This window comes from Microbacterium sp. Z10_103, from assembly GCF_058310455.1.
This window is the reverse complement of sequence record NZ_JBZEGK010000001.1, coordinates 2,313,615-2,337,252: the sequence shown is the minus strand read 5'-3', so window position 1 is coordinate 2,337,252 and position 23,638 is coordinate 2,313,615. Positions and strand designations below refer to the sequence as shown.

21 protein-coding genes and 1 tRNA gene are annotated in these 23,638 nt (G+C 68.4%); 12 read left to right on the top strand and 10 right to left on the bottom strand.

Features of this window, described 5'->3' with window-relative positions; genetic code table 11:
• The first annotated feature begins 372 nt into the window (after positions 1–372).
• The 3 genes from AC4FS2_RS11380 to AC4FS2_RS11370 all read left to right on the top strand — a co-directional run bounded on the left by AC4FS2_RS11380 (position 373) and on the right by AC4FS2_RS11370 (position 2,853).
• On the top strand, positions 373–1,203 hold the full coding sequence (locus AC4FS2_RS11380) for a DUF559 domain-containing protein (protein WP_491156743.1): 831 nt from the start codon (positions 373–375) through the stop codon (positions 1,201–1,203).
• Positions 1,204–1,641: 438 nt separating this feature from the next.
• On the top strand, positions 1,642–2,610 hold the full coding sequence (locus AC4FS2_RS11375) for an alpha/beta hydrolase (RefSeq protein WP_491156744.1): 969 nt from the start codon (positions 1,642–1,644) through the stop codon (positions 2,608–2,610).
• 90 nt (positions 2,611–2,700) lie between these two features.
• Positions 2,701–2,853, top strand: a complete 153-nt coding sequence (locus AC4FS2_RS11370; protein ID WP_491156745.1) for a hypothetical protein — start codon at positions 2,701–2,703, stop codon at positions 2,851–2,853.
• A 100-nt stretch (positions 2,854–2,953) separates the two neighbouring features.
• Here the strand turns inward: AC4FS2_RS11370 and AC4FS2_RS11365 are convergent, their stop codons facing one another.
• A complete protein-coding gene (locus tag AC4FS2_RS11365) occupies positions 2,954–3,856 on the bottom strand; it encodes an NADP-dependent oxidoreductase (protein WP_491156746.1) in 903 nt (300 codons plus the stop codon).
• Between the two features lie 102 nt (positions 3,857–3,958).
• On the opposite strand from AC4FS2_RS11365, the gene AC4FS2_RS11360 reads away from it, so the two are divergent.
• Positions 3,959–4,450, top strand: a complete 492-nt coding sequence (locus AC4FS2_RS11360) for a MarR family winged helix-turn-helix transcriptional regulator (protein ID WP_491156747.1) — start codon at positions 3,959–3,961, stop codon at positions 4,448–4,450.
• A 46-nt stretch (positions 4,451–4,496) separates the two neighbouring features.
• Here the strand turns inward: AC4FS2_RS11360 and AC4FS2_RS11355 are convergent, their stop codons facing one another.
• The 6 genes from AC4FS2_RS11355 to AC4FS2_RS11330 all read right to left on the bottom strand — a co-directional run bounded on the left by AC4FS2_RS11355 (position 4,497) and on the right by AC4FS2_RS11330 (position 12,992).
• On the bottom strand, positions 4,497–7,565 hold the full coding sequence (locus AC4FS2_RS11355; RefSeq protein WP_491156748.1) for an alpha-mannosidase: 3,069 nt from the start codon (positions 7,563–7,565) through the stop codon (positions 4,497–4,499).
• 36 nt (positions 7,566–7,601) lie between these two features.
• Positions 7,602–8,450: a carbohydrate ABC transporter permease gene (locus AC4FS2_RS11350; RefSeq protein ID WP_491156749.1), complete on the bottom strand. Its 849-nt coding sequence runs from the start codon at positions 8,448–8,450 to the stop codon at positions 7,602–7,604.
• The gene (locus tag AC4FS2_RS11345; protein ID WP_491156750.1) at positions 8,450–9,391 is read right to left on the bottom strand and encodes a carbohydrate ABC transporter permease; all 942 of its coding nucleotides are present in this window, start codon (positions 9,389–9,391) and stop codon (positions 8,450–8,452) included. Before AC4FS2_RS11345 ends, AC4FS2_RS11350 begins: the two co-directional genes overlap by 1 nt.
• 7 nt (positions 9,392–9,398) lie before the next feature.
• Positions 9,399–10,754, bottom strand: a complete 1,356-nt coding sequence (locus AC4FS2_RS11340) for an extracellular solute-binding protein (RefSeq protein ID WP_491156751.1) — start codon at positions 10,752–10,754, stop codon at positions 9,399–9,401.
• 102 nt (positions 10,755–10,856) lie between these two features.
• The gene (locus tag AC4FS2_RS11335; RefSeq protein WP_491156752.1) at positions 10,857–12,080 is read right to left on the bottom strand and encodes an ROK family transcriptional regulator; all 1,224 of its coding nucleotides are present in this window, start codon (positions 12,078–12,080) and stop codon (positions 10,857–10,859) included.
• Positions 12,081–12,386: 306 nt separating this feature from the next.
• Complete coding sequence (locus AC4FS2_RS11330; RefSeq protein ID WP_491156753.1) at positions 12,387–12,992, bottom strand: TetR/AcrR family transcriptional regulator; 606 nt, start codon at positions 12,990–12,992, stop codon at positions 12,387–12,389.
• Between the two features lie 23 nt (positions 12,993–13,015).
• Here AC4FS2_RS11330 and AC4FS2_RS11325 point away from each other — a divergent pair, with 23 nt between their 5' ends.
• Positions 13,016–13,843: an alpha/beta fold hydrolase gene (locus tag AC4FS2_RS11325; RefSeq protein WP_491156754.1), complete on the top strand. Its 828-nt coding sequence runs from the start codon at positions 13,016–13,018 to the stop codon at positions 13,841–13,843.
• Positions 13,844–13,901: 58 nt separating this feature from the next.
• Here the strand turns inward: AC4FS2_RS11325 and AC4FS2_RS11320 are convergent, their stop codons facing one another.
• Entirely contained in the window at positions 13,902–14,390 is a 489-nt protein-coding gene (locus AC4FS2_RS11320; protein WP_491156755.1) for a YajQ family cyclic di-GMP-binding protein, read from the bottom strand.
• 227 nt (positions 14,391–14,617) lie between these two features.
• Here AC4FS2_RS11320 and AC4FS2_RS11315 point away from each other — a divergent pair, with 227 nt between their 5' ends.
• The 7 genes from AC4FS2_RS11315 to AC4FS2_RS11285 all read left to right on the top strand — a co-directional run bounded on the left by AC4FS2_RS11315 (position 14,618) and on the right by AC4FS2_RS11285 (position 20,606).
• Positions 14,618–15,856, top strand: a complete 1,239-nt coding sequence (locus AC4FS2_RS11315) for a sugar ABC transporter substrate-binding protein (protein ID WP_491156756.1) — start codon at positions 14,618–14,620, stop codon at positions 15,854–15,856.
• 94 nt (positions 15,857–15,950) lie between these two features.
• The gene (locus tag AC4FS2_RS11310; protein ID WP_491156757.1) at positions 15,951–17,579 is read left to right on the top strand and encodes an ABC transporter permease subunit; all 1,629 of its coding nucleotides are present in this window, start codon (positions 15,951–15,953) and stop codon (positions 17,577–17,579) included.
• Between the two features lies 1 nt (position 17,580).
• Positions 17,581–18,480 (top strand): sugar ABC transporter permease, encoded by a 900-nt coding sequence (locus AC4FS2_RS11305; RefSeq protein ID WP_491156758.1) that lies wholly within the window; start codon positions 17,581–17,583, stop codon positions 18,478–18,480.
• Positions 18,481–18,558: 78 nt separating this feature from the next.
• A complete protein-coding gene (locus AC4FS2_RS11300) occupies positions 18,559–19,053 on the top strand; it encodes an FBP domain-containing protein (RefSeq protein WP_491156759.1) in 495 nt (164 codons plus the stop codon).
• On the top strand, positions 19,050–19,967 hold the full coding sequence (locus AC4FS2_RS11295; protein WP_491156760.1) for a PfkB family carbohydrate kinase: 918 nt from the start codon (positions 19,050–19,052) through the stop codon (positions 19,965–19,967). The genes AC4FS2_RS11300 and AC4FS2_RS11295 overlap by 4 nt, the downstream gene beginning before the upstream one ends.
• Before the next feature lie 46 nt (positions 19,968–20,013).
• Positions 20,014–20,412, top strand: a complete 399-nt coding sequence (locus AC4FS2_RS11290) for a GlcG/HbpS family heme-binding protein (protein WP_491156761.1) — start codon at positions 20,014–20,016, stop codon at positions 20,410–20,412.
• A 109-nt stretch (positions 20,413–20,521) separates the two neighbouring features.
• Positions 20,522–20,606: transfer RNA gene (locus tag AC4FS2_RS11285), tRNA-Tyr, on the top strand.
• Between the two features lie 431 nt (positions 20,607–21,037).
• Here AC4FS2_RS11285 and AC4FS2_RS11280 read toward each other — a convergent pair.
• On the bottom strand, positions 21,038–22,483 hold the full coding sequence (locus tag AC4FS2_RS11280; RefSeq protein ID WP_491156762.1) for an MFS transporter: 1,446 nt from the start codon (positions 22,481–22,483) through the stop codon (positions 21,038–21,040).
• Positions 22,484–22,667: 184 nt separating this feature from the next.
• Positions 22,668–23,561 (bottom strand): LysR family transcriptional regulator, encoded by an 894-nt coding sequence (locus AC4FS2_RS11275; protein WP_491156787.1) that lies wholly within the window; start codon positions 23,559–23,561, stop codon positions 22,668–22,670.
• Positions 23,562–23,638 lie beyond the last annotated feature (77 nt).

Below are 23,638 nucleotides of genomic sequence, written 5' to 3'. Positions count from 1 at the left end.
GTGCTCTTCGGGAGGGGATGGCGCTTGGGGAGGGTGGGTCTGGGGATTTGGGTCCTCCGTATTGCACTTCTCCTCCCTGGGTGCTCGCCCCGGCGCCGCACCGGAGTCCGCCTGGTCCCCACCCGTGCTCTTCGGGAGGAGATGGCGCTTGGGGGAGGGTGGATCTGGGGATTTTTGGTCCTCCGTAATGCACTTCTCCTCCCTAGGCGCTCGCCCCGGCGAACCCGAGCCCGAGCCCGAGCCGGCGCCCGGCGCACCCGAACCCGAACCCGAACCCCCCACTCGTCCTCCCCAGTCGGCCGCTGACGGGTTTCTTACACGGGCTGCCCCATCGAGCGTCCGCGGGCATCCCACGGCCGCGACGATGGCGGGATGCTCTCACTTGCGGAATCGATCAGAAGCCAAGGCGGCGTTTCGCGCGTATCCACGTTGCGCGACAGTGGGTTCTCCCGCCGCCGCGTGGAGGCCGCCCTGGCACGCGGGGAGATCGTGCGGGTGCGGCGCGGATGGGTGGCGACCCCGGATGCCGATCCCTACCTGGTGTCCGCCGCTCGAGCGGGCGTCGTCCTCACCTGCGTCACGCAGGCCCGGCGGCTCGGCTTATGGGTGTTCGGGGATGACCGGCCGCACGTGGCTGCTCCGGCACACGCGGGCCACATCGACGTCGCGCGGGACACGGTCGTGCACTGGGCCGCGCCGGTCGTGCCTCGGCATCCCGGTGCCCTCGTCGACGGCATCGAGAACCTCCTCGCGGCGGTGGCATCGTGCCAGCCGCACGAGGTCGCGCTGGCGATCTGGGAGTCGGCGCTGCGCCAGGGGATGGCCGACAAACGGGCGCTTCAGCGCCTTACCCTTCGACCGGACGCGAGACGGCTCTGCGAAGAGGCAACACCGTTCGCCGACTCTGGACTGGAGACGTTCGTCGTACCCCGTCTGCGATGGATGCGGCTTCCACTGCGCCGACAAGTGTGGATCGCAGGCCGCCCGGTAGATCTCCTCATCGGTGATTGCCTCGTTCTGCAGATCGACGGTGGCCACCACGTCGGAGCCCAGCGCGAATCCGACATCGCCCACGACGCTGAGCTGACGTTGAGGGGGTACCACGTCATCCGCGTCGGATATGCCGCCGTCATCGATGACTGGGCGGCGGTGCAGGACCGCATCATGCGAGCCGTCGCTCAGGGTCTGCATCTCGCGGCATGACTGACACCGAGATGGCGGGTGTCTCGGTGTGCAAGCCCCCGCCGCGGCGGCGCCGTCGCGCCGGGAAGCGGGCGGTTCGGGAGGAGATGGCGTGTGGGGAGGGGCGGATGTTGGGGGCTCCGCCTCCCGATGGCACATCTCCTCCCGGGTTGCCCGCGGGCACACTCCCGCCCCGCCGCGGGGGAGCTGTCGCGCCGGGAGCCGGGCGGTTCGGGAGGAGATGGCGTGTGGGGAGGGGCGGATGTTGGGGACTCCGCCTCCCGAAGGCACATCTCCTCCCGGGTTGCCCGCGGGCGGCACCGGGCCCCGAGACCCCCGGGGCCGCCCCCGCCCCCGGAGAACCTGACCGCCCCGGGAGAACCGCACCGCACCTGCCCACCCCCAGGCACCAAGTCCCGGACCGGACACGTCCCGCCGGCCCAGCCCTAGGCTGGCGGCATGAACGCAGGGTGGGTGCCCGACCTGCTCGGGCCGGGTTTCGAGCAACGCACCCTGCCCCTCGGCCGGGAGGACGGCGAGGAGATCACCGCGACGCTTGTGCGCAGCATCCCGTCGCCACCGGCTCGCCTGTTGGGGGCACTGCGCGACATCGACGTGCTGTACGTGCACGGGTGGTCGGATTACTTCTTCCAGGTCGAGCTCGCCCGCTTCTGGGCAGACCGGGGCGCCCGGTTCTTCGCCCTCGACCTGCGCCGGTACGGAAGAAGCCTTCGCGAGGGTCAGCGTCCGGGTGATATCCACTCGCTCGACGACTACGACGCCGACATCGATGCGGCCCTTCGCGTCATGGGGGAGGGGGAGCGCGGCACGCGTCGGCTGGTCCTCCTCGGCCACTCCACCGGCGGCCTCACGCTCACCCTGTGGGCCGCGCGACACCCCGACCGTGCCGCCGCGCTCGTCCTGAACAGCCCGTGGCTCGAGCTCCAGATCGGCCCCATCGGTCGGCAGGCGCTCACCCCCCTCGTCAACGCGCGAGCCCGCATAGATCCGCTCGGCCCGCAGCCCGTCGTCGATCTCGGGTTCTACACGCGGGCCCAGCGCGAGATCGGCTCGCTGCCGATCCCGGCGGACGGATGGCGTCCGGAGCGGGGGTTCCCGACTCATCCGCGCTGGCTGGCCGCCGTCCTCGCGGGCCACCGCCGCATCGCGGAAGGGGTGGATGTGGGATGCCCCGCCCTCGTGTTGCTGTCCGCGCGCTCGACGCCGCCGATCCGATGGACGGAGGAGATGACCGACACCGACTCGGTGCTCGTCGTCGACGACATCGCGCGCGCGGCGACCCGCATCGGGGAGCTCGTCACGATCGCCCGGATCGAGGGTGCCATCCACGACGTCTTCCTCTCCAGAGCGGGTCCGCGCACCGCCGCCTACGCGGCCCTCGACCGGTGGCCGAAGGCGCTGCGCTGACACTCCGGCGCGGAGGGGCCTGGATGCTGCGGCTCGGCTGCGCTGTCAAGCCCGAAGCGCTCGGCACATCCGGCCTGGTGGAATTCCCGCATGGATGACCGAGAGAGGGCGCCGATCGAATCCGGACCGGACCCCGACACCTCCTCCGCCGGTGAGCCGGACCTGGAGCCGGGACCGGACACGGATCCGGAAGACAACCGACCGCTCGCGGAAGAGGACGGGGTGCAGGACACCCCGATCTGACCGAGACCTCGGGCAGTGCGAGTGCGAGTGCGAGCGCGAGTGCGAGTGCGAGTGCGAGTGCGAGGGTGAGGGCGAGGGCGCTCGATCTACGGCATGGGGATCAGGGCTGTGTGATGACGACCTTGCCGCCGCCGTTTTCGGCCAGGGCGTGAGCCTCGGCGATGTCGGCCAAGGAGAACTCGTGGTCGACGCGGGGCGTGTAGAGCCCGTCCCGCCCGAGCGCGGCGGCGTACCGCAGGAGCGCCGAGTCGTTGCGCGAGCTGACCGAGGTGGCGCCGAGCTGCGCGGCCCCCTGGTGGTCGATGACGGTGACGACCTGGGAGGCCACCCCCACGATGCTCACCAGATCCGGCAGGGAGTCGGACGGGGCCGAATGCAGGGCTGCGTCCACGCCGCTCGGCGCGAGGACGGCCACGCGCTCCGCCAGCCCCGGGCCGTATGCCGTGGGAAGAACACCGAGCGACTCCAGGTGCGGATGGTTGCTCTCGCGGCCCGTGCCGATGACGGTGGCGCCGGCGGCGAGGGCGAACGCTGCCGCAGCGGTGCCGACGGCACCGGAAGCGCCCTCGATGAGCAACGTCTTGCCGTTCAGGTCACCCAGAGCGTCGATGACGGCCGCGGCGGTGGCGGACGCGAGCCCTGCTGCGGCGGCCTGCGCCGTCGACCAGCTCTCAGGAACGGTGCTCCATGCAGTCAGGACCGCGAACTCCGCGGTGGCGTCGGTGACCCCGCCCAGGCCGAACACGAGGTCGCCCACCCGCGTGTCCGTCACACCCGGACCGACTTCGTCGACGACACCGACGGCGTCCCGGCCAGGGATGGCGGGCAGGGTCACGGGGAGGACCTGCGCGAGGTGGCCGGCGCGCAGGACGACGTCGATCGGATTCACGCTCGTCGCGCGCACCTTGATCCGAACCGAACCCGCACCGGCATGAGGTTCCGGCACGTCCTCGACGACGAGAACATCGGGGGCACCGTACGAGTGGAAACGGGCAGCGCGCATAACAGTTCAACTTTCTGGTGAGCATGAGGCAGCAAGTACTTGCTGCGGAAAGGAACACTATCCCGAATTACTTTCCGCGGCAAGCAACGCTACGATGTGACCATGTCCGCAGCAGATCGCCTCTCGCCGCAGGAGGATCGAACCTGGTCCCTACTGGTGGGCGTCATGATGTGGCTCCCCGCCGAACTGGATACCTACCTGGAGCGGTTCGCGGATCTCAGCCACGCCGAGTACGGGGTATTGCGCTGTCTGTCGCTCAGCGAGGACCGCGAAATCCACATGAGCCGCCTGGCTGCCACCGCCAGCGTGACGCCGTCGCATCTGTCGCGGATCGTCGGCCGATTGGAGAAACGAAGTCTCCTGGCGCGCAGCGCGGATCCCACGGACGCGCGGAAGACCCTCGCGAGGCTGACGCCATCGGGAGCGCGCCTTCTCGCGGAGGTGGAACCCGGCTACGTCGCGGAGGTCCGCGCCCGCGTGTTCGCACTTCTCGAGAATCGGCAGCTCGAGCAGCTGGAGGACATTGCCGAAGCGATTCTCACACCGCTCCGACCTGAGTGCGTTGACCTCCTGCCCCCTCGATCAGCTCGCTAGGCCCGCGACGAACGTGAGCAGGTCGTCGACGATCACCCGTGTCTGATCAGCGGGCGAAGCGCAGGGTGACGATCTGGAAGGGTCGCAGGTGCAGGGTCGCGATGAGTTCCTCGCCGGCGGTCACGTCGACCAGAGCGGATGCGGTGGTCACGCGCTCGAGCAGATCGGTCTCCGCCACCCCGTGCGCGGCGAATCCCGTCGAGACCGTGGCCGCAATCCGGCGTCCGAGCGCCTCGTACAAACGCACCACGACATCGCCGCTGCCGTCTTCGGCCGGCTTGACCGCTTCGACGACGACCCCCGAGCCCTCGTCGGCGTGAGAGTCCGAGTGCGCGACCGAGACGGAGATGAGCGGTGCGATCTCGGTGGCGGCGGCTCCGGGCAGTACCCGTTCCGGGAGATTGATGCGGTAGCCCTCGACCACCGCATCCGCGACGTCGGCGCCGATCACGAGACCCACGCGCAGGGTGTGGGTGCCCTGATCCTGTGTCGGGTCGGGGAAGAGCGCGGCTCGGATCAACGACAAGCGCACCGTCGAGATCGTGCCACCGCCGGCCGCGCGAGCCGCGCGCGTGACGTCATGCCCATAGGTGGAGTCGTTCACGACGGCCACTCCGAAGCCCGGTTCCGCGACGCGGACCCACCGGTGCGCCACCGTCTCGAACCGCGCGGCATCCCACGACGTGTTCGTATGCGTGGCGCGATCGATGTGGCCGAACTGGATCTCGGACGTCGCGCGATCGGTGTGCACGTCGACGGGGAACGCGAGCTTGAGCAGTTTCTGCGTTTCGTTCCAGTCGACGTCGAAAGTGAAGTCCACGGTGCGCGATCCGGCGTCCAGCGCGATGCGCTGGACGACACGGGATGCGCCGAACGAGCGTTCGACGACGACCTCGTCGTCCACGACTGAGACGCGGTCCGTCCCCGTGAGGTCGGTGACGGTCGAGCGGTAATGCACGTCGACATCCCATGCATCCCACTGGGTCGGGGTGTCGCGGTGCAGTTGCAGCAGCCCGCCGGCCGTCCCGGGCGGGACGCTTTCGCGCCCGGAGGCGAGATCGACCGCGGATGTCACGAGCCCCCGTTCGTCGATGACCACTCGCACGACGCCGTTGTCGAGGATCCACTGCGACCCGCTCGCGCTCGGGGTCACGCGGGCGGGTGGCGTGCTGAGTGCCACGCCCAGGGCGGGCACACCGGCACGTGCGTGCGGGGCGGCGTTCACGGTCAGGGTGTGCGTGCCCTCGCCGGCCAGCTGACGGAGACTGGTCGCAATGACGTCCTCCAGCTCCCGCGCGACGTGGGCGTAATTGCGCTCCGCGTCCTGGTGAACCCAGGCGATCGACGATCCAGGCAGGATGTCGTGGAACTGCTGCAGCAGCACGATCTCCCAGGCGCGCGCCAGACGGTCGGTCGGATACTCGGCGCCGACCCGAACCGTGGCCGTCGTCGCCCAGAGTTCGGCCTCGCGCAGGAGATGCTCGCTCCGGCGGTTGCCCTTCTTCGTCTCGAGCTGGCTCGTGTAGGTTCCGCGGTGGAACTCGAGATACAACTCGCCCACCCACACCTCCGGGTCGGGATACTCCGCCTCGGCGGCCTCGAAGAACCGGCGCGGAGTGGAGTGGACGACGCGGGGGGATCCTTCGAGCGAGCCGGCCCGCGCGATGGCCTCCGTCATCTCCCTCGTGGGCCCGCCCCCACCGTCGCCGAAGCCGTAGGGCAGGAGCGAGACGGTACCGCGTCCCTTGTCCGCGTAGTTACGCTCGGCGCGCGCCAGCTCCGCGGCCGACACGATCGAGTTGTAGGTGTCCACGGGCGGGAAGTGCGTGAACAAGCGGGTGCCATCGATGCCCTCCCACTGGAACGTGTGATGCGGCATGCGGTTGGTCTCGTTCCACGAGATCTTCTGGGTGAGGAACCACTGCGCGCCCGCTGCCCGGGCCACCTGAGGCAGGGCGGCGGTGAAGCCGAACGAGTCGGGCAGCCATACCTCGGGAGTATCGATGCCGAACTCGCGAAGGAAGAAGCCCTTGCCGGCGACGAATTGTCGGGCGAGTGCTTCGCTGCCGGGCATGTTCGTGTCCGCCTCGACCCACATCCCGCCGACCGGGACGAACCGGCCCTCGGCGACACGGGCGCGGATACGCGCGAACAGGTCGGGGTAGTACTCCTTCATCCACGCATACTGCTGCGCGGACGACGCGGCGAAGACGAAGTCGGGGTTCTCGTCCATCAGGGACAGTGCGTTCGAGAAGGTTCTGGCCACCTTGCGCACGGTCTCGCGCACCGGCCAGAGCCAGGCCGAGTCGATGTGCGCGTGACCGACGGCGTGGAGCGTGTGCGCACTGGCGGTGGCGGGGCTGGCGAGCACGGGCGCGAGCGCGGCGCGGCCGGCGGCGGCGGTCCCGGCGACGTCGGTCGGGTCGACCGTGTCGATCATCCGCTCGAGCGCCACGATGATGTCGGCGCGTCGCGGAGAGCCCGCGTCCAGCTGCGCGGCGAGACCGTGCAGCGTGACGGTGTCGGCCAGGAGGGCCGTCACCTCCAGATCACGCAGGCGCACATCCACGTGTCGCAACCGGTAGACCGGGTCGGTACCCGCGGTGCGCGGGTCACCTACAGGCGTCGGCGCGAAGCTGAAGAGGCTCCCCACATCCGGGTTCGATGCCCCCTCGATGTACACGTCGATGGTGCCGTCGGGAGCGACCGCCTCGACGACCGCGTTGTTGAGGGGCGCGATGGCGCGCACCGGCTCTCCGCCGGCCGACCACACCATCGCCTCGCATTGGAAGCCGGGCTGGCCCATGGTGAATCCGAGGTCGGCGACGAGCTCGGCCCGCGTGCCGTCGGGCAGTGCGCCGTCGTCCGTCCGCCAGTCGTCCGGTACCCCACCACTCACCCGGAACCACGTCGTCCCCCAGGGGCGCCCCCAGAGATCTCCGGCGGAAATCGGCCGGTAGGCGCCGGCGGCGGCCTCGGCGATGGTCACGGGTTCGCCGGGCGCGTCCCAGCACACCAGCTGCAGCGGTCGTGCATCGCGGTGCACGGCGGGCAGGAGTCGCTCGCGGATGAATCGTTCGACTCGGAGAGCGGCCAGGGCGGAGCGGTCGTGCATCGCGTTCCTTTCTACGGGATGACAGGGGAGGTCGATTCAGCCCTTGACGGAGCCGGCAAGGGCGAACGCGCCGCCGGAGAGCCTTTGGACCAGAACGTAGAGCACGACCATCGGCGCGGCGTAGATCACGGAGTACGCGGCGAGTTGCCCGTACGCGACCGAGCCGTATTGACCGAAGAAGTTGAAGATCGACACCGCAGCCGGGACCTTCGAGGAGGTGAAGAGCAAGACGAACGGGACGAAGAAGTTGCCCCACGCCGTGGTGAACACGAAGATGAACACCACGCCGATGCCGGGCCTCATGAGCGGGATGACGATGCGCGCGAGCGCCTGCATCGATCCCGCGCCGTCGACCCACGCCGCTTCTTCGAGCGAGATGGGCACCGAATCCATGAAGTTCTTCAGCATCCAGATCGCCATCGGCAGCGACGTCGCCGCCATGAAGACGATGACCCCCCACACCGAGTCGAGCAGCCCGAACGACACGAACAGGGCGTAGACCGGCACCATCATCGCGGTGATGGGGAGACCTGTGCCGAACAGGATCCCGTACATGAAGGTCTTCTGGAAACGCATCGCGTAGCGCGAGAGCGGGTATGCCGCGAGCACGCCGGCGACGACGGTGATCACGGCCGTGCCCAAGGAGATGACGATCGAGTTCAGTAACGGCTGCCATGTCAGTTCCCAGGTCATGACCTGGGTGTAGTTCTCGAGCGTCCACGTCACGGGCACCTTCATGGTGACCTTCGCCTCACCGTCGAAGGACGCGAAGACGACCCACAGCAGGGGGATGAGGAAGATGACGCCGATCACGGCCAGGATCACCGACGACAGGATGGTCTGCGGTCCCTTGCGCGGCGCCGAGATCGCTGCGGTGCCCGCCATCAGTCCACCTCCGGCTTGAGGATCTTGATGTACATCACCGAGAAGACGGCACCGATCAGGAGGGTGACCGTGGCGACGGCGGTGCCGTATCCGACCTGCGCGAACTTGAAGGCCTCCTGGTAGGCGAGGACCGGCAGGGTCGAGGACTGGGTGCCGGGGCCGCCGCCGGTCATCACCCAGATGAGGGTGAAAACGCCGAGGGTCTGCAGGGTGGTCAGCAGGAGGTTGGTCGAGATCGACCGTCGAATGACGGGGAGCGTCACATGGGTGAATCGCTGCCAGGCGCCGGCCCCGTCGATCGTCGCCGCCTCTGTCAGCTCGGGCGGCACCTCCGAGAGCGCGGCGTTGTAGACCATCATCGAGAACGCGGTGCCTCGCCAGATGTTGGCGAGGATGACCGAGAGCATCGGGAAGTAGTACAGCCAGCTGGTGCCTTCGAGTCCGAACCAGCCGAGGAAGGTGTTGAGCGTCCCGTCCGTCTGGAAGAAGGCATACAGCGCGAAGGCCGCGACGATCTCGGGCAGCACCCAGGCCAGCACGACGAGCCCGCCGACGAGGGAGCGCAGCGGTTTCACCGAGCTCCTGATGAGGACGGCCAGCAGCATGCCCAGCACGTTCTGTCCGATCACGGCCGAGGCGAGCACGAAGATGACGGTGAGCCCGAGGGAGAGCCAGAACTCCGGCGACCCGATGAGTTCGGCGTAGTTGGCCAGGCCGATGAACTGCGGGTCCGCGGCCCGCGGTCCGGTGAGGGCGCGGTCGGTGAGGGAGCCGTACAGCGAGTACACGATCGGCCCCAACATGAACGCCAGCAGGAGCAGCGTCGCAGGCAACAGCGGCAGCAGCCGAGCGGCCGTGCGGGCGGGACGCCCGGGCCGGGAGGAGGCCCCCCGGTCCGGGCGGTGCCGGCCACCTGTGGTGAGTGTGGCGGTGGCGGTCATCCCGACGTCATCCCGCCTGCGTGTTGTCTTCGCCGACGATGCCCAGCAGAGCCGAGTCATATGCCGATTGGGCCTCCTCGGGAGTGGCCTGCCCCGTGAAGACGGCCTCCGTCGCGACCGGGATGTTGGACGAGATCTGTGAGTAGTCCGGCGTCGCGGGGCGGAAGTGCGTGTAAGGCACCAGCGAGGAGAAGAACTCGAACGAGGGATTGAAGTCGAGGTACTCCTGGCTCTCCGCGACGTCCTTCCGCACGGCGATCTGGCCCGCTTCCTGGTGGTACGTCAGTGCATTGTCGAAGGTGAGGGCCTGTGCCATGAAGTCGAAGGCCGCCTGCGGGTCGGACGCGTTCGCACCCATCGCGAGCGTCCATCCCCCCGACATGGAGGTGAAGCCGTCGCCGCCGCCGTCCTGGGTGGGCATGGCGGCGAATCCGAGCGTCTCCTCCCACTCCGGCCAGGCGTTCTCGCCGTTGATCCAGTTGCTGGGCAGCCAGGAGCCGTCGAGCGCGATCGCGATGCCGCCTTGGGGGAGCAGCTCGGTGCTGACCTTCGTCCCCCAGCCCGCGTCGAGCGCCTGCGCAGGGTCGGGGCCGAGTTCTTCATCGGCGACCGTCTGGTAGAACTGCAGCGCATCGAGGAAACCTTGTGACCCGGTCAGCCACCTGTTCGAATCGGTGTCCATCAGTTCGTCCTCCGTGCCGTACAGCAACATCTCGAAGCCCTGCATCGAGGTCGCCTCGCCGAGCGCCTGCGATGCGTAGACGTTGAACGGGATGACGTCGGGGTCGCTCTCCTTCACAGCACGGGCGGCATCGAGGACGTCCTCCCAGCTCGTCGGTGCCCAGTCCTCGGGGAGGCCTGCGTCCGTGAGGATCTGCTTGTTGAAGTAGAGGCCACGGGTATCGGTGCCGAGGGAGATGCCGTAGGTCTTGCCGTCGTCGCCCAGACCCGCCTGGCGGGCGCCGTCGTCGTACTGATCCCACTGGTCCCAGTCGGCCACGAAGTCGTCGATGGGCTGCAGGTAGCCGGCCGCGGCATCGGAGCGGATCTGGAAGGTGTCTTCGTAGATCACGTCGGGAGCGGTGTCGGGCGAGCCATTCATGAGGGCGAGCTTGGTGAAGTACTGGTCCTGCTCGGCTTCGATCGGGACGAGCTCGACCGTCGCCCCGGGGTGAGCCTCCTCGTACTCCTCCTTCGTGAGCTTCATGAGTTCGTCCATCGCCGTAAACGACGTGGTCTTCTGGTACGCCACCCGGATGGTGTCGTCAGACCCGCCGCCCTCGCCGCTCGCCCCGCAGCCCCCGAGCGCCAGTGCGAACGCGGTCGTCCCCGCGATCGCGAGAACCGCCTTCGATCTCTTCACGGTCAAAGCTCCTTCGCTTTTCCAGACGCACGTTGGGGTGCGCACGTCTTTTCTAAACCAAATGGATTAAATAGACAAGGGTTCTCCGGGTCGGAGTCGCCCTCAGCGGGACGCGATCATCAGATCGGTGGGTCGTGCGGTGAGAGCCGAATCGAGCACCAGGCAGGCGGCGCCCACGGCCGCGACGTCCGTGCCGAGGGAGCTCTCGAGCAGTCGGATGCCGCGCACCGTCGCGGTGGCGCGGCTCGCGGCCACCGCGCTTTGCAGCACGGGGCGGCCGGCTGCGGCGAGCAGGCTCCACAGCGGTCCGCCGACGACCACCACGTCGGCATCGAGAAGGTTGTTGACCTGTACGACCGCCCGAGCGAGATTCTCGCCGGCGCGCTCTACCGCCGCGACGGCGGCAGGATCGCCGTGCATCGCGCGCTGGGTGAGCGTGGCGAGGTGAGCGCGCAGCTCAGGGGCGGTGGGGGAGGCCCCGGGGGCGAGCACGCCGCCGTCGACGAGCAGGCGCTCCGGGGCGATGGCCGCACCGAGGCATCCCCGTTGCCCACAGGCACACGATGGTCCCTCGAGCTCGACGACGAGGTGGGCCACGTCGCCCGCGTTGCCCGTGCGCCCGCGAAGTGGCGTGCCATCCATCGCGAGTCCCACCCCGACCCCGGCTCCGTAGTAGACGAAGATCGCATCGTCGAGGTCCTGATTCGCGTCGGTCCACAGCTCGCCGACCATCGCGGCCACGACATCCTTCTCGACCGTCACGGCCAGGCCCGTTGCCTCCTGCAGCCGCTCGCGCAGATGCACGTGACGCCACGCCGGCACCAGGAGCGGCGGTTCGAAGAGAACGCCGCGCGCGGAGTCGAGGGGTCCGGGGGCGGCGACGCCGATCCCCAGCACACGGTCGCGCGGCAGCCCTGCGGCGGCGAGCAGCTCCTCCACGGCGCGGGTGAGATCCGCGACCAGATCTTCGGCCGTGCCTGTCTGCCGGGGAGTGTGCTCGGCGTGGGCGATCACCGCGCCGGTGAGGTCGACCGCCACGAACGTGTCGACGGCGGGGTCGAGATGGATGCCGACGGCGCAGCGCGCCGCAGGATCCAGCCGCAGCGGCGTGCGCGGCTTGCCCGGGCCCGCCGCGATGGGCGTCCCCTCCACGATCCAGCCTTCGTTCACCAGCCGCCGAGCGACGTTGCTGAGCGTCTGGGCGGATAATCCGGTGCGCGCCGCGAGCTCGATGCGGCTGATGCCCTCGGGTGCTCGCCGGATGAGGTCGAGCACGAGCGTCTGATTGTAGGTGCCGACCGCCGGCAGGTTGGACCCGCGTCTCATGAGTTCCTCCGGTCGCACCATACTGCGCCCGGGGCCTCCCGCCGTTACGGTCGAGCGTCAAGCCCCCGCGGCGCCCGGAGTGCCACTCGTATGGTCGAGACATGTCCCACACCGCAGACAGCGCCCCCGACGACCGTCACGACGACGTCTTCGAGGAGCAGCAGATCGTCGATCCACCCGAGCCGCCGCAGCCCGAAGTGGATGTCGCCGAGGACTGATCCAGCCGGCGCGGAGTCGAGGCTCGGGGGAGATGCGGCGCTCGACGTGCCCGTGCCCGTGCCGTGAACGAGGCTGCCGGCGTCCAGCTCAGGGGGCCAGCGCCCCCGGGTGACGCAGAAGCGGGATGAGTAACTCGGCGATCGCTCTTTCGGTACCGGATGCATCGAGGCCCCCGTCGACGCGCAGTACCCGCCACGTCGTGGCATCGCACAATGCCACGATCTGAGCGGAGCGGCGAACGAGCGTCGGCGCATCGAGCGCCGGGTCCAGGTGCTCCGCGAACGTGCGGCGGCACCAGTCGACGTGGTAGGCGCGTCCTCGCGCGACGATCTCGGGGAGCCCCGCGACGAGTGGCGCCTCGGCGTACGTCTTGAGGATGAGCAAGCCGTAGTCCTCGTAGTGCTCGACGAGCGCGGCGATCGTGTCTGCCGCAGTCGACCGCGACGCCGCTTCGCGCTTCGCGGCGATGCGGCTGAGCTCGCGCTCCACCGTCGTGGTCATGAGCGCGGCCTTGCTGCCGAACCTGCGGATCACCGTCTGCACGGTGACATCGGCATCCGCGGCCACGTCCTCGAGGCGGACGCGCTCGTAGGGCGTGGTGCGCAGCAGCGCGAGCATTGCGTCCACGATGCGCTCCGCCGTCCGCTCTGCCGCATCCGCACGTGCCGACATGCGATACTCTCGCTTATTCATGTTAAGCACGCTAACATCAAAATATGGATACCTTCATCGGGCACATCGGGCGCGTCGAAACCTGCCTTGGTTCCCTGTCCGTGCGGCGCATCGGGCGAGGTGCGCCGACCGTGCTCTGGTCGTCGATGTTCGTCGACAGCCACACGTGGGATCCCCTGCTGCCGCTTCTGCTGGACGGTGACCCCGGGCGGGAGTACGTGCTGATCGATCCGCCCGGCTTGGGGCGCAGCGAGCCTCTTTCGCGGCGCACCAACATGGTCGAGGCCGCAGGGGCGGCACGCGATGCCCTGCGGGGGCTCGGCCTGAGCGGTCCGGTCGACTGGATCGGCAACGCGTTCGGAGGCCACGTCGGTTACGAGTTGGCGACAGACTCGTCCGTGATGCGCAGCTTCGTCGCGATCAGCGCGCCCACCCAACCCGTCCCGGCGGCGCTCCGGCGTCAGATCGCTCTCCTTCATCCCCTCCTCCGCCTCGCCGGACCCGTTCGGCCTGTGCAGAAGGCCGTCATCGCGGCGATGCTGACGGATGCCTCGGCCACAGACACGCGCATCCTGCGTGTGGTGACGGAGAGCCTCGCGAGACCGACGCGCAAGAGCATGAGCTATGCGCTGCGCTCGTTCATCATCGACCGCCGCGATGTCACGGAGCGGCTCGCGCGCATCACGGCGCCGAGCCTGTTCGTCGCCTCCGACGATCGCGGCGACTGGAGCCCCGAGGACGCGCAGCGTGCGGCCGCGCTTGCCCCGAATGCCCGTGCCCTCACGATCTCGGGAGCGCGGACACTCGTGCCTCTGGAGCAGCCGGCGGCGCTGGCGGACGCGATTCTCGCCTTCTGGAGGGAGATCGGATAGGCGGACCCCCGCGGTTCAGGCAGGGTATCCGCGCGGGGCGGTGAAGGCGGCCCGCGCGCTACCGGTAGTTGGTGAACTGGAGGTCGACGTCGAGGTCGGCGGCCTTCAGGAGCCGGATGACCTCTTGAAGGTCGTCCCGGTTCTTCGACTGCACGCGCAGTTCGTCGCCCTGGATCTGGGACTTCACCGTCTTGGGCCCCTCGTCGCGGATGATCTTGCCGATCTTCTTGGCATCCTCCTGCGAGATGCCCTCCTTGAGCGTCGAGACGATCCGGAACTCCTTGCCGCTCGGGGTCGGTTCGCCCGAGTCGAGGCTCTTCAGCGAAATGCTGCGCTTGATGAGCTTCGTCTGGAAGACGTCGAGAACGGCCTTGGCTCGCTCCTCCGAGTTCGCCTTGATCAGGATGGACTCGCCGCTCCACTCGATGGAGGCGCCGGTGCCCTTGAAGTCGTAGCGCTGCTCGACCTCCTTGCGGGCCTGGTTGAGCGCGTTGTCCGCTTCCTGGCGATCGATCTTGGAAACGATGTCGAATGAGCTGTCGGCCATGACGCGAGTGTAGCCGCGACCGTCGGAGCGCACGGGGAACGGGGCCGCGGATCGGCGAACGCCTCCGGCGGAACCCCGGATCACGTCTTCGTATCGAAACCGGGTGCACTTTGCATGGCGTGGGAGGCGGACGCAGACTGGAAGCGCTTGCATAACAAGCCCGGGGCCGACGATGTCCGCCAGTACTGCGCTGACAGCGGCCCCTTCTGACAGAGAGGCACACACCGATGAAGGTGAACACCAAGGGCGCGCTCGGATTCGGCGCCCTCATCGCCACGAGCGCCCTGCTCCTCGCCGGCTGCGCCGGCGGCGGGGGAGACAACGGCGGTTCGGGCGACGGGGATGCATCCGCGAAGCTGACCGTATGGGTCGACGCGAACCGCGCCGATGCCCTGAAGGACGTCGCCGCGGCGTTCGAGGAGGAGAAGGGCATCGAGGTCGACCTCGTTCAGCGCGACTTCACCAAGATCCAGGCCGACTTCGCCGCGCAGGTCCCCACCGGCAAGGGCCCCGACATCACCGTCGGCGCGCACGACTGGCTCGGCGGCTTCGTGCAGGACGGACTCGTCGCTCCCATTGAACTCGGCGACAAGGCCGCAGAGTTCCAGCAGGTCGCGATTCAGGCCTTCACGAACGAGGGCAACGTCTACGGGCTTCCCTACGCCACGGAGAACCTCGCGCTCATGCGCAACGTCGACCTCGTCCCCGAGGCGCCCACGTCCTTCGACGACATGATCGCCAAGGGAACCGCCGCGGGCGTGCAGTACCCGTTCGTCGTCGGCCTCGACCCGGCCAACGCCGACCCGTACCACCTGTACCCGTTCGAGACCTCGTTCGGTAACTCGGTCTTCGCTCAGAACGCCGACGGCAGCTACGACGGATCGCAGCTGACGATCGGCGACGCCGCCGGCCAGGCGTTCGCCACCTGGCTGGGCCAGCAGGGGGCCGCCGGGACGATCAACCTCAACCTCACGCAGGACCTCTCCAAAGAGGCCTTCAACTCGGGACAGACGCCGTTCATCCTGACCGGCCCGTGGAACGTGGCCGACGCTGAGGCCAAGGGCATCAACCTCGCCATCGACCCCATCCCCTCCGCGGGTGGGCAGACGGCCAAGCCGTTCGTGGGCGTCCAGGGCTTCTACCTCAACGCAAAGTCCGACAACGCGCTCGCCGCCAACGAGTTCCTCGTGAACTACCTGGCTACCGAGCCGGTGCAGACCGCGCTGTACGAGGCGGGCGACCGCCCGCCGGCACTGACCGCTGCGTATGAGAAGGCCGCGGCCGACCCCATCATCGCCGGCTTCGGCGCCGTGGGCGCCACGGGTGCTCCGATGCCCAGCATCCCCGAGATGGGTGCGGTCTGGGAGTTCTGGGGCGTGGCGGAGGTCGCCATCCTCAAGGGCGAAGATCCCGCCGCCACCTGGACCAAGATGGCCGAAGACATCCAGGGCAACATCGGCGGCTGACGCCCTTCGTCACCGCTGAAGCAGGTGGGGCGGCCTCCGGGCCGCCCCACCTCACTCTCTGAGCACTATCCGCACGAACAAGAAAGCACCGAGGATGACCCTCCCCCCGGTCGAGACCGACACACCCGCCGATCGTCGAGATCCGGCACTCGAAAAGCGCCGCCGCCGCGCCGAACGCTACGCCGAGGCCGCGTCGCTCGGGTGGAAGGTGTGGCTGGTCAAGATCGCCGCGCTGGCGATCGTCGACGCCGCCGCGGTCTACGCGATCATGGTGCTCGCGGTGTCCGACCAGTGGATCATCGCGGCGGTCGTGGCGCTCGTCACCGTCGGCGTCAACGTCGTCTATCTGACCCCGGGACTTCTCCCGGCCAAGTACCTCACACCCGGGCTGATCTTCCTGCTCGTCTTCCAGATCTTCGTGATCGGCTACACGGTCTACATCGCCTTCACGAACTACGGCTCGGGCCACAACTCGTCCAAGGACGACGCCGTCAACGCGCTCCTCCTGCAGTCGCAGGCCCGCGTCGAGGATTCTGCGACCTACCCCATCACGGTCGTCGAACAGAATGGCGTGTTCTCCCTACTGGTGACCGACCCCGAGAGCGGCGACGCCGAGGTCGGCAACAGCGAGGCTCCGCTCGAGCCGGTCGAGGCGGAGTTCAGCGGCGGCAAGGCCGTTTCCGCCGAGGGGTACAACACCCTCGAGTTCGCCCAGGTCATCGCGAACCAGGGCGAGATCGGTGCGATCGCCGTGCCGATCTCGGATGACCCGAACGACGGGTACCTGCGCACCACCGACGGCTCGAGCGCGTACCTGTTCACGTCGAGTCTGCAGTGGGATCCGGACGCGGACACCATGACCGACACGAGCACCGGCACGGTGTACCGCGACATCGGCACCGGTGCCTTCACCGCGGACGACGGCACGGAGCTCCTGCCCGGCTGGGTGGTGACCGTCGGCGTCGACAACTTCGTGCGTGCGTTCACCGAGGAGTCCATCCGCGGTCCGTTCATCGCGGTGGCCATCTGGACCTTCGTCTTCGCCTTCCTCTCGGTGGCGACGACGTTCGTCCTCGGGCTCTTCCTCGCCATCGTGTTCAACGATCCGCGGATGAAGAGCCGGAAGTACTACCGGATCATCATGATCCTCCCGTACGCCTTCCCTGCATTCCTCTCGGCGCTGGTGTGGGCGGGCCTGTTCAACCAGGACTTCGGGTTCATCAACCAGGTTCTCCTCGGCGGCGCCTCCATCCCGTGGCTGCAGGACCCGTTGCTCGCCAAGATCGCGATCCTCATCGTGAACCTCTGGCTGGGCTTCCCGTACATGTTCCTCGTCACCACCGGCGCGCTGCAGTCCATCCCCGACGACGTGACAGAGGCGGGCAGGGTGGACGGCGCGAGCGTGTGGCAGATCTTCCGCTACATCAAGTTCCCGCTGCTGCTCGTCTCGGTGGCGCCTCTGCTGATCTCTTCGTTCGCCTTCAACTTCAACAACTTCAACCTGATCTACATGCTCACCGGCGGCGGACCGCGCTTCGCGGACGCATCCATCAACGCCGGAGCAAGCGACATCCTGATCTCGATGGTCTACAAGGTGGCCTTCGTCGGACAGATGCGTGACTTCGGGCTGGCCAGCGCATTCTCGATCATCATCTTCCTGCTCGTGGGTGTCATCTCGTACATCGGATTCCGACAGACCAAGGCCCTTGAGGAGCTGAACTGACATGGCGCTGGATTCGACTCCTCTCGCCGGCGCCCGCCCGCCGCGCCGACCCTTCGGCGTGTGGTTCCGGCAGACCGGATGGCGCCACATCGTCGGCATCGTCATGCTGGTGTTCGCCGCGTTCCCCCTTCTGTACGTCCTGTCGGCAGCGCTGAACCCCGGCGGCACCCTGCTGACGGCGAACGGGTTGTTCCAGACGTTCAGCGGCGAGAGCTTCGTGCGGCTGTTCACCAACCCGACGCAGCCGTTCGGCGCGTGGTTCGTGAACTCCCTGGTGATCGGGATTTCGACCGCGATCGGCACGGTCCTCCTGGGCGCCTTGGCGGCGTACACGTTCTCGCGGATGCGGTTCACCGGGCGTCGCTTCGGGCTCCTGAGCCTCCTGCTCGTGCAGATGTTCCCGCAGCTGCTGGCGTTCGTGGCCATCTTCCTGCTCATGTCGACGATCGCCGACATCTTCCCCGCCATCGGCTTGAACACCCAGGTCGGCCTGATCATGGTGTACCTCGGGGGCGCGCTGGGGGTGAACACGTACCTCATGTACGGGTTCTTCAACACCGTGCCGGCATCGATCGACGAGGCCGCCAAGATCGACGGGGCCGGTCACGCGCGGATCTTCTTCACGATCATCCTGCGCCTGGTGGCGCCGATCCTCGCTGTCGTGGGGCTGCTGTCGTTCATCGCGACGATGAACGACTTCGTCATCGCTTCCGTCGTCCTCGTCGACCCGGACAAGCAGACCCTGGCGGTCGGGCTGTACCAGTTCGTGTCGCAGGAGACGGCGACGAACTGGAGCGTGTTCGCCGCCGGCGCCGTGATCGCCGCCATCCTGCCGATGGTGCTGTTCCTCGCCCTGCAGCGGTACATCGTCGGTGGTCTGACGGCCGGAAGCGTGAAGTAACCCGGCTGTCCCTCCCTCACCGATACGATCTCCCGGCGCCCGGCCCCGCGGGGGAGGGGCGTTCGTAGACTGTTCGGCATGCATGCTCTGACCGAGGACGAAGTGCGGGAGTCGTTCGTGAACGCGGGCGACGACGAACGACGGGTTGCGGGGATGCCGGTGGACTTCCTCCTGGCCGACTGGGATCACCTCGACTTCCTCGCGTGGCGTGACCCCCGCAACCGCGGTCGCGGATACGTCGTCATCGAGCGGGACGGCGTACCGCGCGGCGTCGTGGTGCGTGCGGCGGAAGGCTCCTCGAGTGCGCGGGCGGCCATGTGCAATCTGTGCCACACCATGCAGCCCGCCGACCAGGTGGCCCTGTTCACCGCGCGCAAGGCGGGTACGGCCGGCAAGGCCGGGGACAGCGTCGGGACGTACATGTGCGCCGACCTCTCATGCCACGAGACCGTCCGCCTTGCCATGCCGCTGGCGCCGAGCGAAGTCCGAGCGAGCGTCGACCTGAAGATCGACGGCACGCGCCGCCGCACCGAGGCCTTCGTCGAGCGGGTGCTCGAAACGGCAGACGTATGAATCGACGTGTCGTGGTGGTCGGCGACGCGCTCATCGATGAGCTCCGCGACAGCGAGGGGGTGCGCGAGTTCGTCGGGGGAGCCGCGCTCAACGTCGCGGTGGGGCTGTCACGGCTGGGCGTGCCGGCCACGCTCCTGGCGATGGTCGGCGACGACGAGCCCGGCTCGCGCATCCGCACGTATCTCGAGGACTACGGCGTGGATCTGATCGCGTCGCCCTCGGAGTACGGAACCTCCCGCGCCGTGAGTACGCGGTCCCGCTCGGGTGAGCCCGAGTACGTGTTCAACGATGCGGCGCAGCATCGCCGCATCCGGTTCGGGGAGAACGAACGCGCAGCGCTCCGCGACGCCGAAATGGTCGTGGTCAGCTGCTTCCCCTTCGACGACCGGGCGCAGACGCAAGAGTTCGCCGATGCTGTGTCCGCCGCATCCGTCGCGCTCGCCGTCGACCCGAACCCGCGGGCGGGGATGCTGCACGACCGTGACGAGTTCGTCCGCGGCTTCGAGCGTCTGGCCGCGGGGGCGATGCTGGTGAAGATCGGCGAGGACGATGCGCGACTGCTGTATCGCGAGTCACTCGACCGCGTGCGCCCGCGGATGACTGCCCTGGGTCCTGCTGCGGTTCTCGCGACATATGGTGCAGGCGGCGCGGCGATCGACGCGGGAAGGGACACGGTCGTCCGGCCCGTCTCGACCATGCCCGGGCGGATCATCGACACGATGGGCGCCGGCGACGCCGTGCTCGCAGCCACCGTGGCGCTGCTGCGCGACGGCGTGCCCGCCACTGCGGGAGAGTGGGCCGCGGTCCTCGAGCGGGCGATGGATGTGGCGGCCGCGACGTGCCGCTTCGAGGGGGCGTTGCTGCGCCTGCCCCGTGAGCTCGAGGGGCGCGAGCTGGACCACCTGGGCACCTGACGCGCACAAGTGTCTAGGGTGGGGGAACCTACCCTGGAGGACCTCCGTGTCAGACATCACGCTTGAGCAAGCACAATCCGTCGTCGCCGCCGCGCTGGCGGAATCGAAAGTGATCGGCACGCCGATGAACGTCGCGGTCGTCGACGCTGGCGGAAACCTGAAGGCGTTCGCGCGTCAGGATGGCGCGTGGCTCGGTTCCATCGACATCGCCGTGAAGAAGGCGCGTACCGCGCGCCTTTTCGACATGCACACCGGAGCGATCGGCGAGCTGTCCCAGCCCGGTGGCCCGCTCTACCAGATCGAACACTCCAACGGCGGGCTCATCACCTTCCCCGGTGGGATACCGCTCAGGGTCGACGGTGTGATCATCGGCGCCGTGGGTGTCTCGGGGAGCACGGTCGAGGACGACCACCGGGTCGCGGACGCAGGCGCCGCCGCGCTCTGACGACTTCGGCCGTCGCAGCGTGCCGTCTGGTTCGAGTTGAGCCGGACAGGGGAGTAATATCGGTGATCGCGCCTCTGTCCGACTGCCAAAGCCGGGCAGGTGCGCACCTGGCGAGTTACCCAAGCGGCCAAAGGGATCTGACTGTAAATCAGACTGCTCAGCATTCGGGGGTTCGAATCCCTCACTCGCCACCACCACCCTTTTAACCGCATGTAAACAACGAAAGCCGCTCTGCCAGTCCTCGGACAGGCAGGGCGGCTTTCGTCGTCGGTGGCGGTTTCGTGGCTACTCCCCCCCCGGCAGAAGCCTCTGCGTAGTTTCCCCGCCTCGAGTGCCTTCCGCCCGCAAAGGAGCGGAAGGCACCCGAGCTGGCGTCCCCCCCAGTGTGTGCCAGCGTTGATTATTCGGTGCCCTCACCTGATCGGATTGCACGCGCGAGCGGGGGGAGTGTCAAGCCTTGCGATGCGTGGCCGCGTTGTGCCACACGGAGATGCGTAGCGGCGGTTTGCCCCCATGCCGGTCCCCAATCTCCGGCCGGCCACGACTTTAGGAGTACACCGCCGACATCGGACCAGGGTCGAAAATCCGGGTATAAGTCCCACATGCCTACGCCGGCGGCGGCGGATTACCCCACGTGCACGGCCGAGCCATCGTCACGCTGGGGAAGGAGGTCGTTCTTGTCGCCGCGGATCAGGAAGACCGCGATGAGCGACGCCGCCACCATGACGACCGCGGCAGCGATGAAGACCGACGAGTAGCCGTCGGTGAACGCTGCGAACTGGTCGTTTCCGGATGCTGCAGAGCCCCCGGCTGCCCGGGCGTAGATCGCCGTGAACACCGATACTCCGACCGAGCCGCCGATCTGCATCGCGGCATTCACCGTGGCGGAGGCGGCTCCGGCGTCGTGCGGCGCGACTCCTGTGAGGGCGACGTTCTGCAACGGAACGAACAGGGCCGCGAGACCGGCGCCGAGCAGAACGAGCGCGGGCAGAACCTGGGTGACGTAGCTCCCGTCGGGCGTGATGAAGCTCAGGTAGAACAGGCCGGCAGCGGCGAACAACGGACCCACAACCAGCAGAGGGCGAGGGCCGATAGCCGGCAACACCTTGGTGAGTGCCGGAACGACGATGAGGATGACGACAGTCATCGCGACGTTGGCGAGACCCGCGAGGAGCGGCTTCATGCCCAGCACGATCTGAAAGTGGAAGGTCAGGTAGAGCGTCGCGCCGATGAGGACACTCCCCACGATCGCCTGAATGAGGAAGGCGCCGCCGCGCACACGGTTGAGGATGACCCGCAACGGCAGAAGCGGCTGCGCGACGCGTGACTCGATGAGCACGAAGAGGGCGAGCAGGCCGGCGCCGAGAGCGAGGAAGCCGATCGTGCCGATCGAACTCCAGCTCTCTTCGGCGAGGCTGAAGCCGTAGACGAGCGAGCCGAGGCCCAACGCCACCGTGATCGTTCCCCAGACGTCGTAACGGTTGTCGCCCTCCGCCGTGCTCTCCGTGAGGAAGAGGAATCCCCCGATGATGCCGACGACGACGAAGATCACGTTCACCAGCAGGCACCACCGCCAGCCGGCGAATTCCGTGAGTGCGCCGCCGAGCAACAGGCCCACCGCGGCACCGCTTCCGCCGATGATGCCGAACACGGCGAAGGCCGTGTTCCGCTCGCGGCCGGACGGGAAGGTCACCGTCAGCAGGGCGAGCGCGGCGGGGGCGAGCAGCGCCGCGAACAGTCCCTGGGCGCCCCGGGCGATGATCAACTCGGTGCCCGTCTGAGCGAACCCACCGTACGCGGATGCCACGCCGAAGCCCAACATGCCGACCATGAAGGCACGCCTGCGACCCCAGTAATCGGCGATCCGGCCGCCGAGGAGGAGCAGAGCACCGAAGACGAGAACGTAGGCGGTGACGACCCACTGGCGTTCGACGTCCGTGAGACCGAGTTCCCGCTGGGCCTCGGGCAGGGCGATGGTGACGATTGTGGCGTCAAGGACGACGACCAGCTGGGTCAGCGCGAGTACGCCGAGTGACCACCATGCACGGGATCTGGACAGAGTGATGGACATGAGAAGGCCCTCCAGGCTTCTGGCGAACGAAGTGCTGGAGGTTTCAAGCCTCGGACCGTCGCGGCACGATGTGCGGACGGCCTACTCCGACCGACGCGGTCGAACAGACCACGATTCTAACGCCGCAGCGCGGATCAACGCGGCAAGCGCGACGGGCGGCGCGCGGGGGCATGGGGCGGTCGGCTCAGGCGGACCGGGCGACGTCGTCGAAGGCGTCTTGCAGGGCGGCTTGGACCGCACGGATCCCCGGACGTCCGGCCGATCCGCTCCGAATGGCGGTGAAGACGTCGCGCCTCGGGTCGCCCGGAAGAGACACGAGGCGTACGGGCGGATCGTCCCCGGCGAACACGAGGTCGGGGAGCATGCCGACGGCGAGTCCGGATGTGATGAGCCGCACGTGGGCGGTGAGGTCGGCGAGCTCGAATCGAACATCGGGCTCGAACCCCGCGGCGCGGCACTGCTGCGTCGCCCACTGGCGCGCTGCCGTGCCGATCGGCTCCATCACCCAGGGTCGGTCGCGCAGCGCCGTCAATGCCGCCGAGGTGTCGCCCGGCGCGAGGGCGAGGCGGATCGCGTCATGCCCCAGGAGCACGCGCTCCACGCCGTCGCGATGCTCGCGCGTATGCCCGGGATACTGCTCGGCGACGACGAGGTCGAAGCCGCGTGCGGCGAGTTCGAACAGCCCGTCCTCCGGGGCGAGTTCGGCCACCTCCATGCGCAGTTCCGGCTCGTCACGGGCGAGGAGGGTGAGCGCCCGCGGGACGAGCCCGTGCGCGGCCGACTGCATGACGGCTACCCGCACCGGCGCGAGCGTCGGCTGCATGCGTTCCAGCTCGCTGCGCACCCCCTCGTCGGCATCCAGCATGTGGGCGGCGTGGGCGGCGAGGGCCTCGCCCTGGGCTGTCAGCCGCACGCGTCGCCCGTCTGGTTCGAGCAGCGCGACCCCGGCCTCGCGTTCCAGCTGCGCCAGTTGCTGAGAGATGGTCGACGGGCTGTAGGAGAGGGCCTCGGCCACGGCGGCGAGTGTGCCGCGCACCGACAGTTCGTGGAGCAGACGCAAGCGGCGGAGATCGAACACGAAGCATCCATTCGTCGACACAGCCGAACGGTATCCATCATAAATGGTCGCTTTTCCCGATTGGTGTGCGCGGCGCA

What these genes read in the sequence shown, in the direction of transcription:
- AC4FS2_RS11380 (WP_491156743.1), top strand. Translation starts at nt 373, where the DNA reads ATGCTCTCACTTGCGGAATCGATCAGAAGCCAAGGCGGCGTTTCGCGC.
- AC4FS2_RS11305 (WP_491156758.1), top strand. Translation starts at nt 17,581, where the DNA reads ATGGCGCTGGATTCGACTCCTCTCGCCGGCGCCCGCCCGCCGCGCCGA.
- AC4FS2_RS11365 (WP_491156746.1), bottom strand. Translation starts at nt 3,856, where the DNA reads ATGCGCGCTGCCCGTTTCCACTCGTACGGTGCCCCCGATGTTCTCGTC.
- AC4FS2_RS11345 (WP_491156750.1), bottom strand. Translation starts at nt 9,391, where the DNA reads ATGACCGCCACCGCCACACTCACCACAGGTGGCCGGCACCGCCCGGAC.
- AC4FS2_RS11370 (WP_491156745.1), top strand. Translation starts at nt 2,701, where the DNA reads ATGGATGACCGAGAGAGGGCGCCGATCGAATCCGGACCGGACCCCGAC.
- AC4FS2_RS11355 (WP_491156748.1), bottom strand. Translation starts at nt 7,565, where the DNA reads ATGCACGACCGCTCCGCCCTGGCCGCTCTCCGAGTCGAACGATTCATC.
- AC4FS2_RS11300 (WP_491156759.1), top strand. Translation starts at nt 18,559, where the DNA reads ATGCATGCTCTGACCGAGGACGAAGTGCGGGAGTCGTTCGTGAACGCG.
- AC4FS2_RS11315 (WP_491156756.1), top strand. Translation starts at nt 14,618, where the DNA reads ATGAAGGTGAACACCAAGGGCGCGCTCGGATTCGGCGCCCTCATCGCC.
- AC4FS2_RS11335 (WP_491156752.1), bottom strand. Translation starts at nt 12,080, where the DNA reads ATGAGACGCGGGTCCAACCTGCCGGCGGTCGGCACCTACAATCAGACG.
- AC4FS2_RS11350 (WP_491156749.1), bottom strand. Translation starts at nt 8,450, where the DNA reads ATGGCGGGCACCGCAGCGATCTCGGCGCCGCGCAAGGGACCGCAGACC.
- AC4FS2_RS11310 (WP_491156757.1), top strand. Translation starts at nt 15,951, where the DNA reads ATGACCCTCCCCCCGGTCGAGACCGACACACCCGCCGATCGTCGAGAT.
- AC4FS2_RS11360 (WP_491156747.1), top strand. Translation starts at nt 3,959, where the DNA reads ATGTCCGCAGCAGATCGCCTCTCGCCGCAGGAGGATCGAACCTGGTCC.
- AC4FS2_RS11295 (WP_491156760.1), top strand. Translation starts at nt 19,050, where the DNA reads ATGAATCGACGTGTCGTGGTGGTCGGCGACGCGCTCATCGATGAGCTC.
- AC4FS2_RS11320 (WP_491156755.1), bottom strand. Translation starts at nt 14,390, where the DNA reads ATGGCCGACAGCTCATTCGACATCGTTTCCAAGATCGATCGCCAGGAA.
- AC4FS2_RS11280 (WP_491156762.1), bottom strand. Translation starts at nt 22,483, where the DNA reads ATGTCCATCACTCTGTCCAGATCCCGTGCATGGTGGTCACTCGGCGTA.
- AC4FS2_RS11375 (WP_491156744.1), top strand. Translation starts at nt 1,642, where the DNA reads ATGAACGCAGGGTGGGTGCCCGACCTGCTCGGGCCGGGTTTCGAGCAA.
- AC4FS2_RS11330 (WP_491156753.1), bottom strand. Translation starts at nt 12,992, where the DNA reads ATGAATAAGCGAGAGTATCGCATGTCGGCACGTGCGGATGCGGCAGAG.
- AC4FS2_RS11325 (WP_491156754.1), top strand. Translation starts at nt 13,016, where the DNA reads ATGGATACCTTCATCGGGCACATCGGGCGCGTCGAAACCTGCCTTGGT.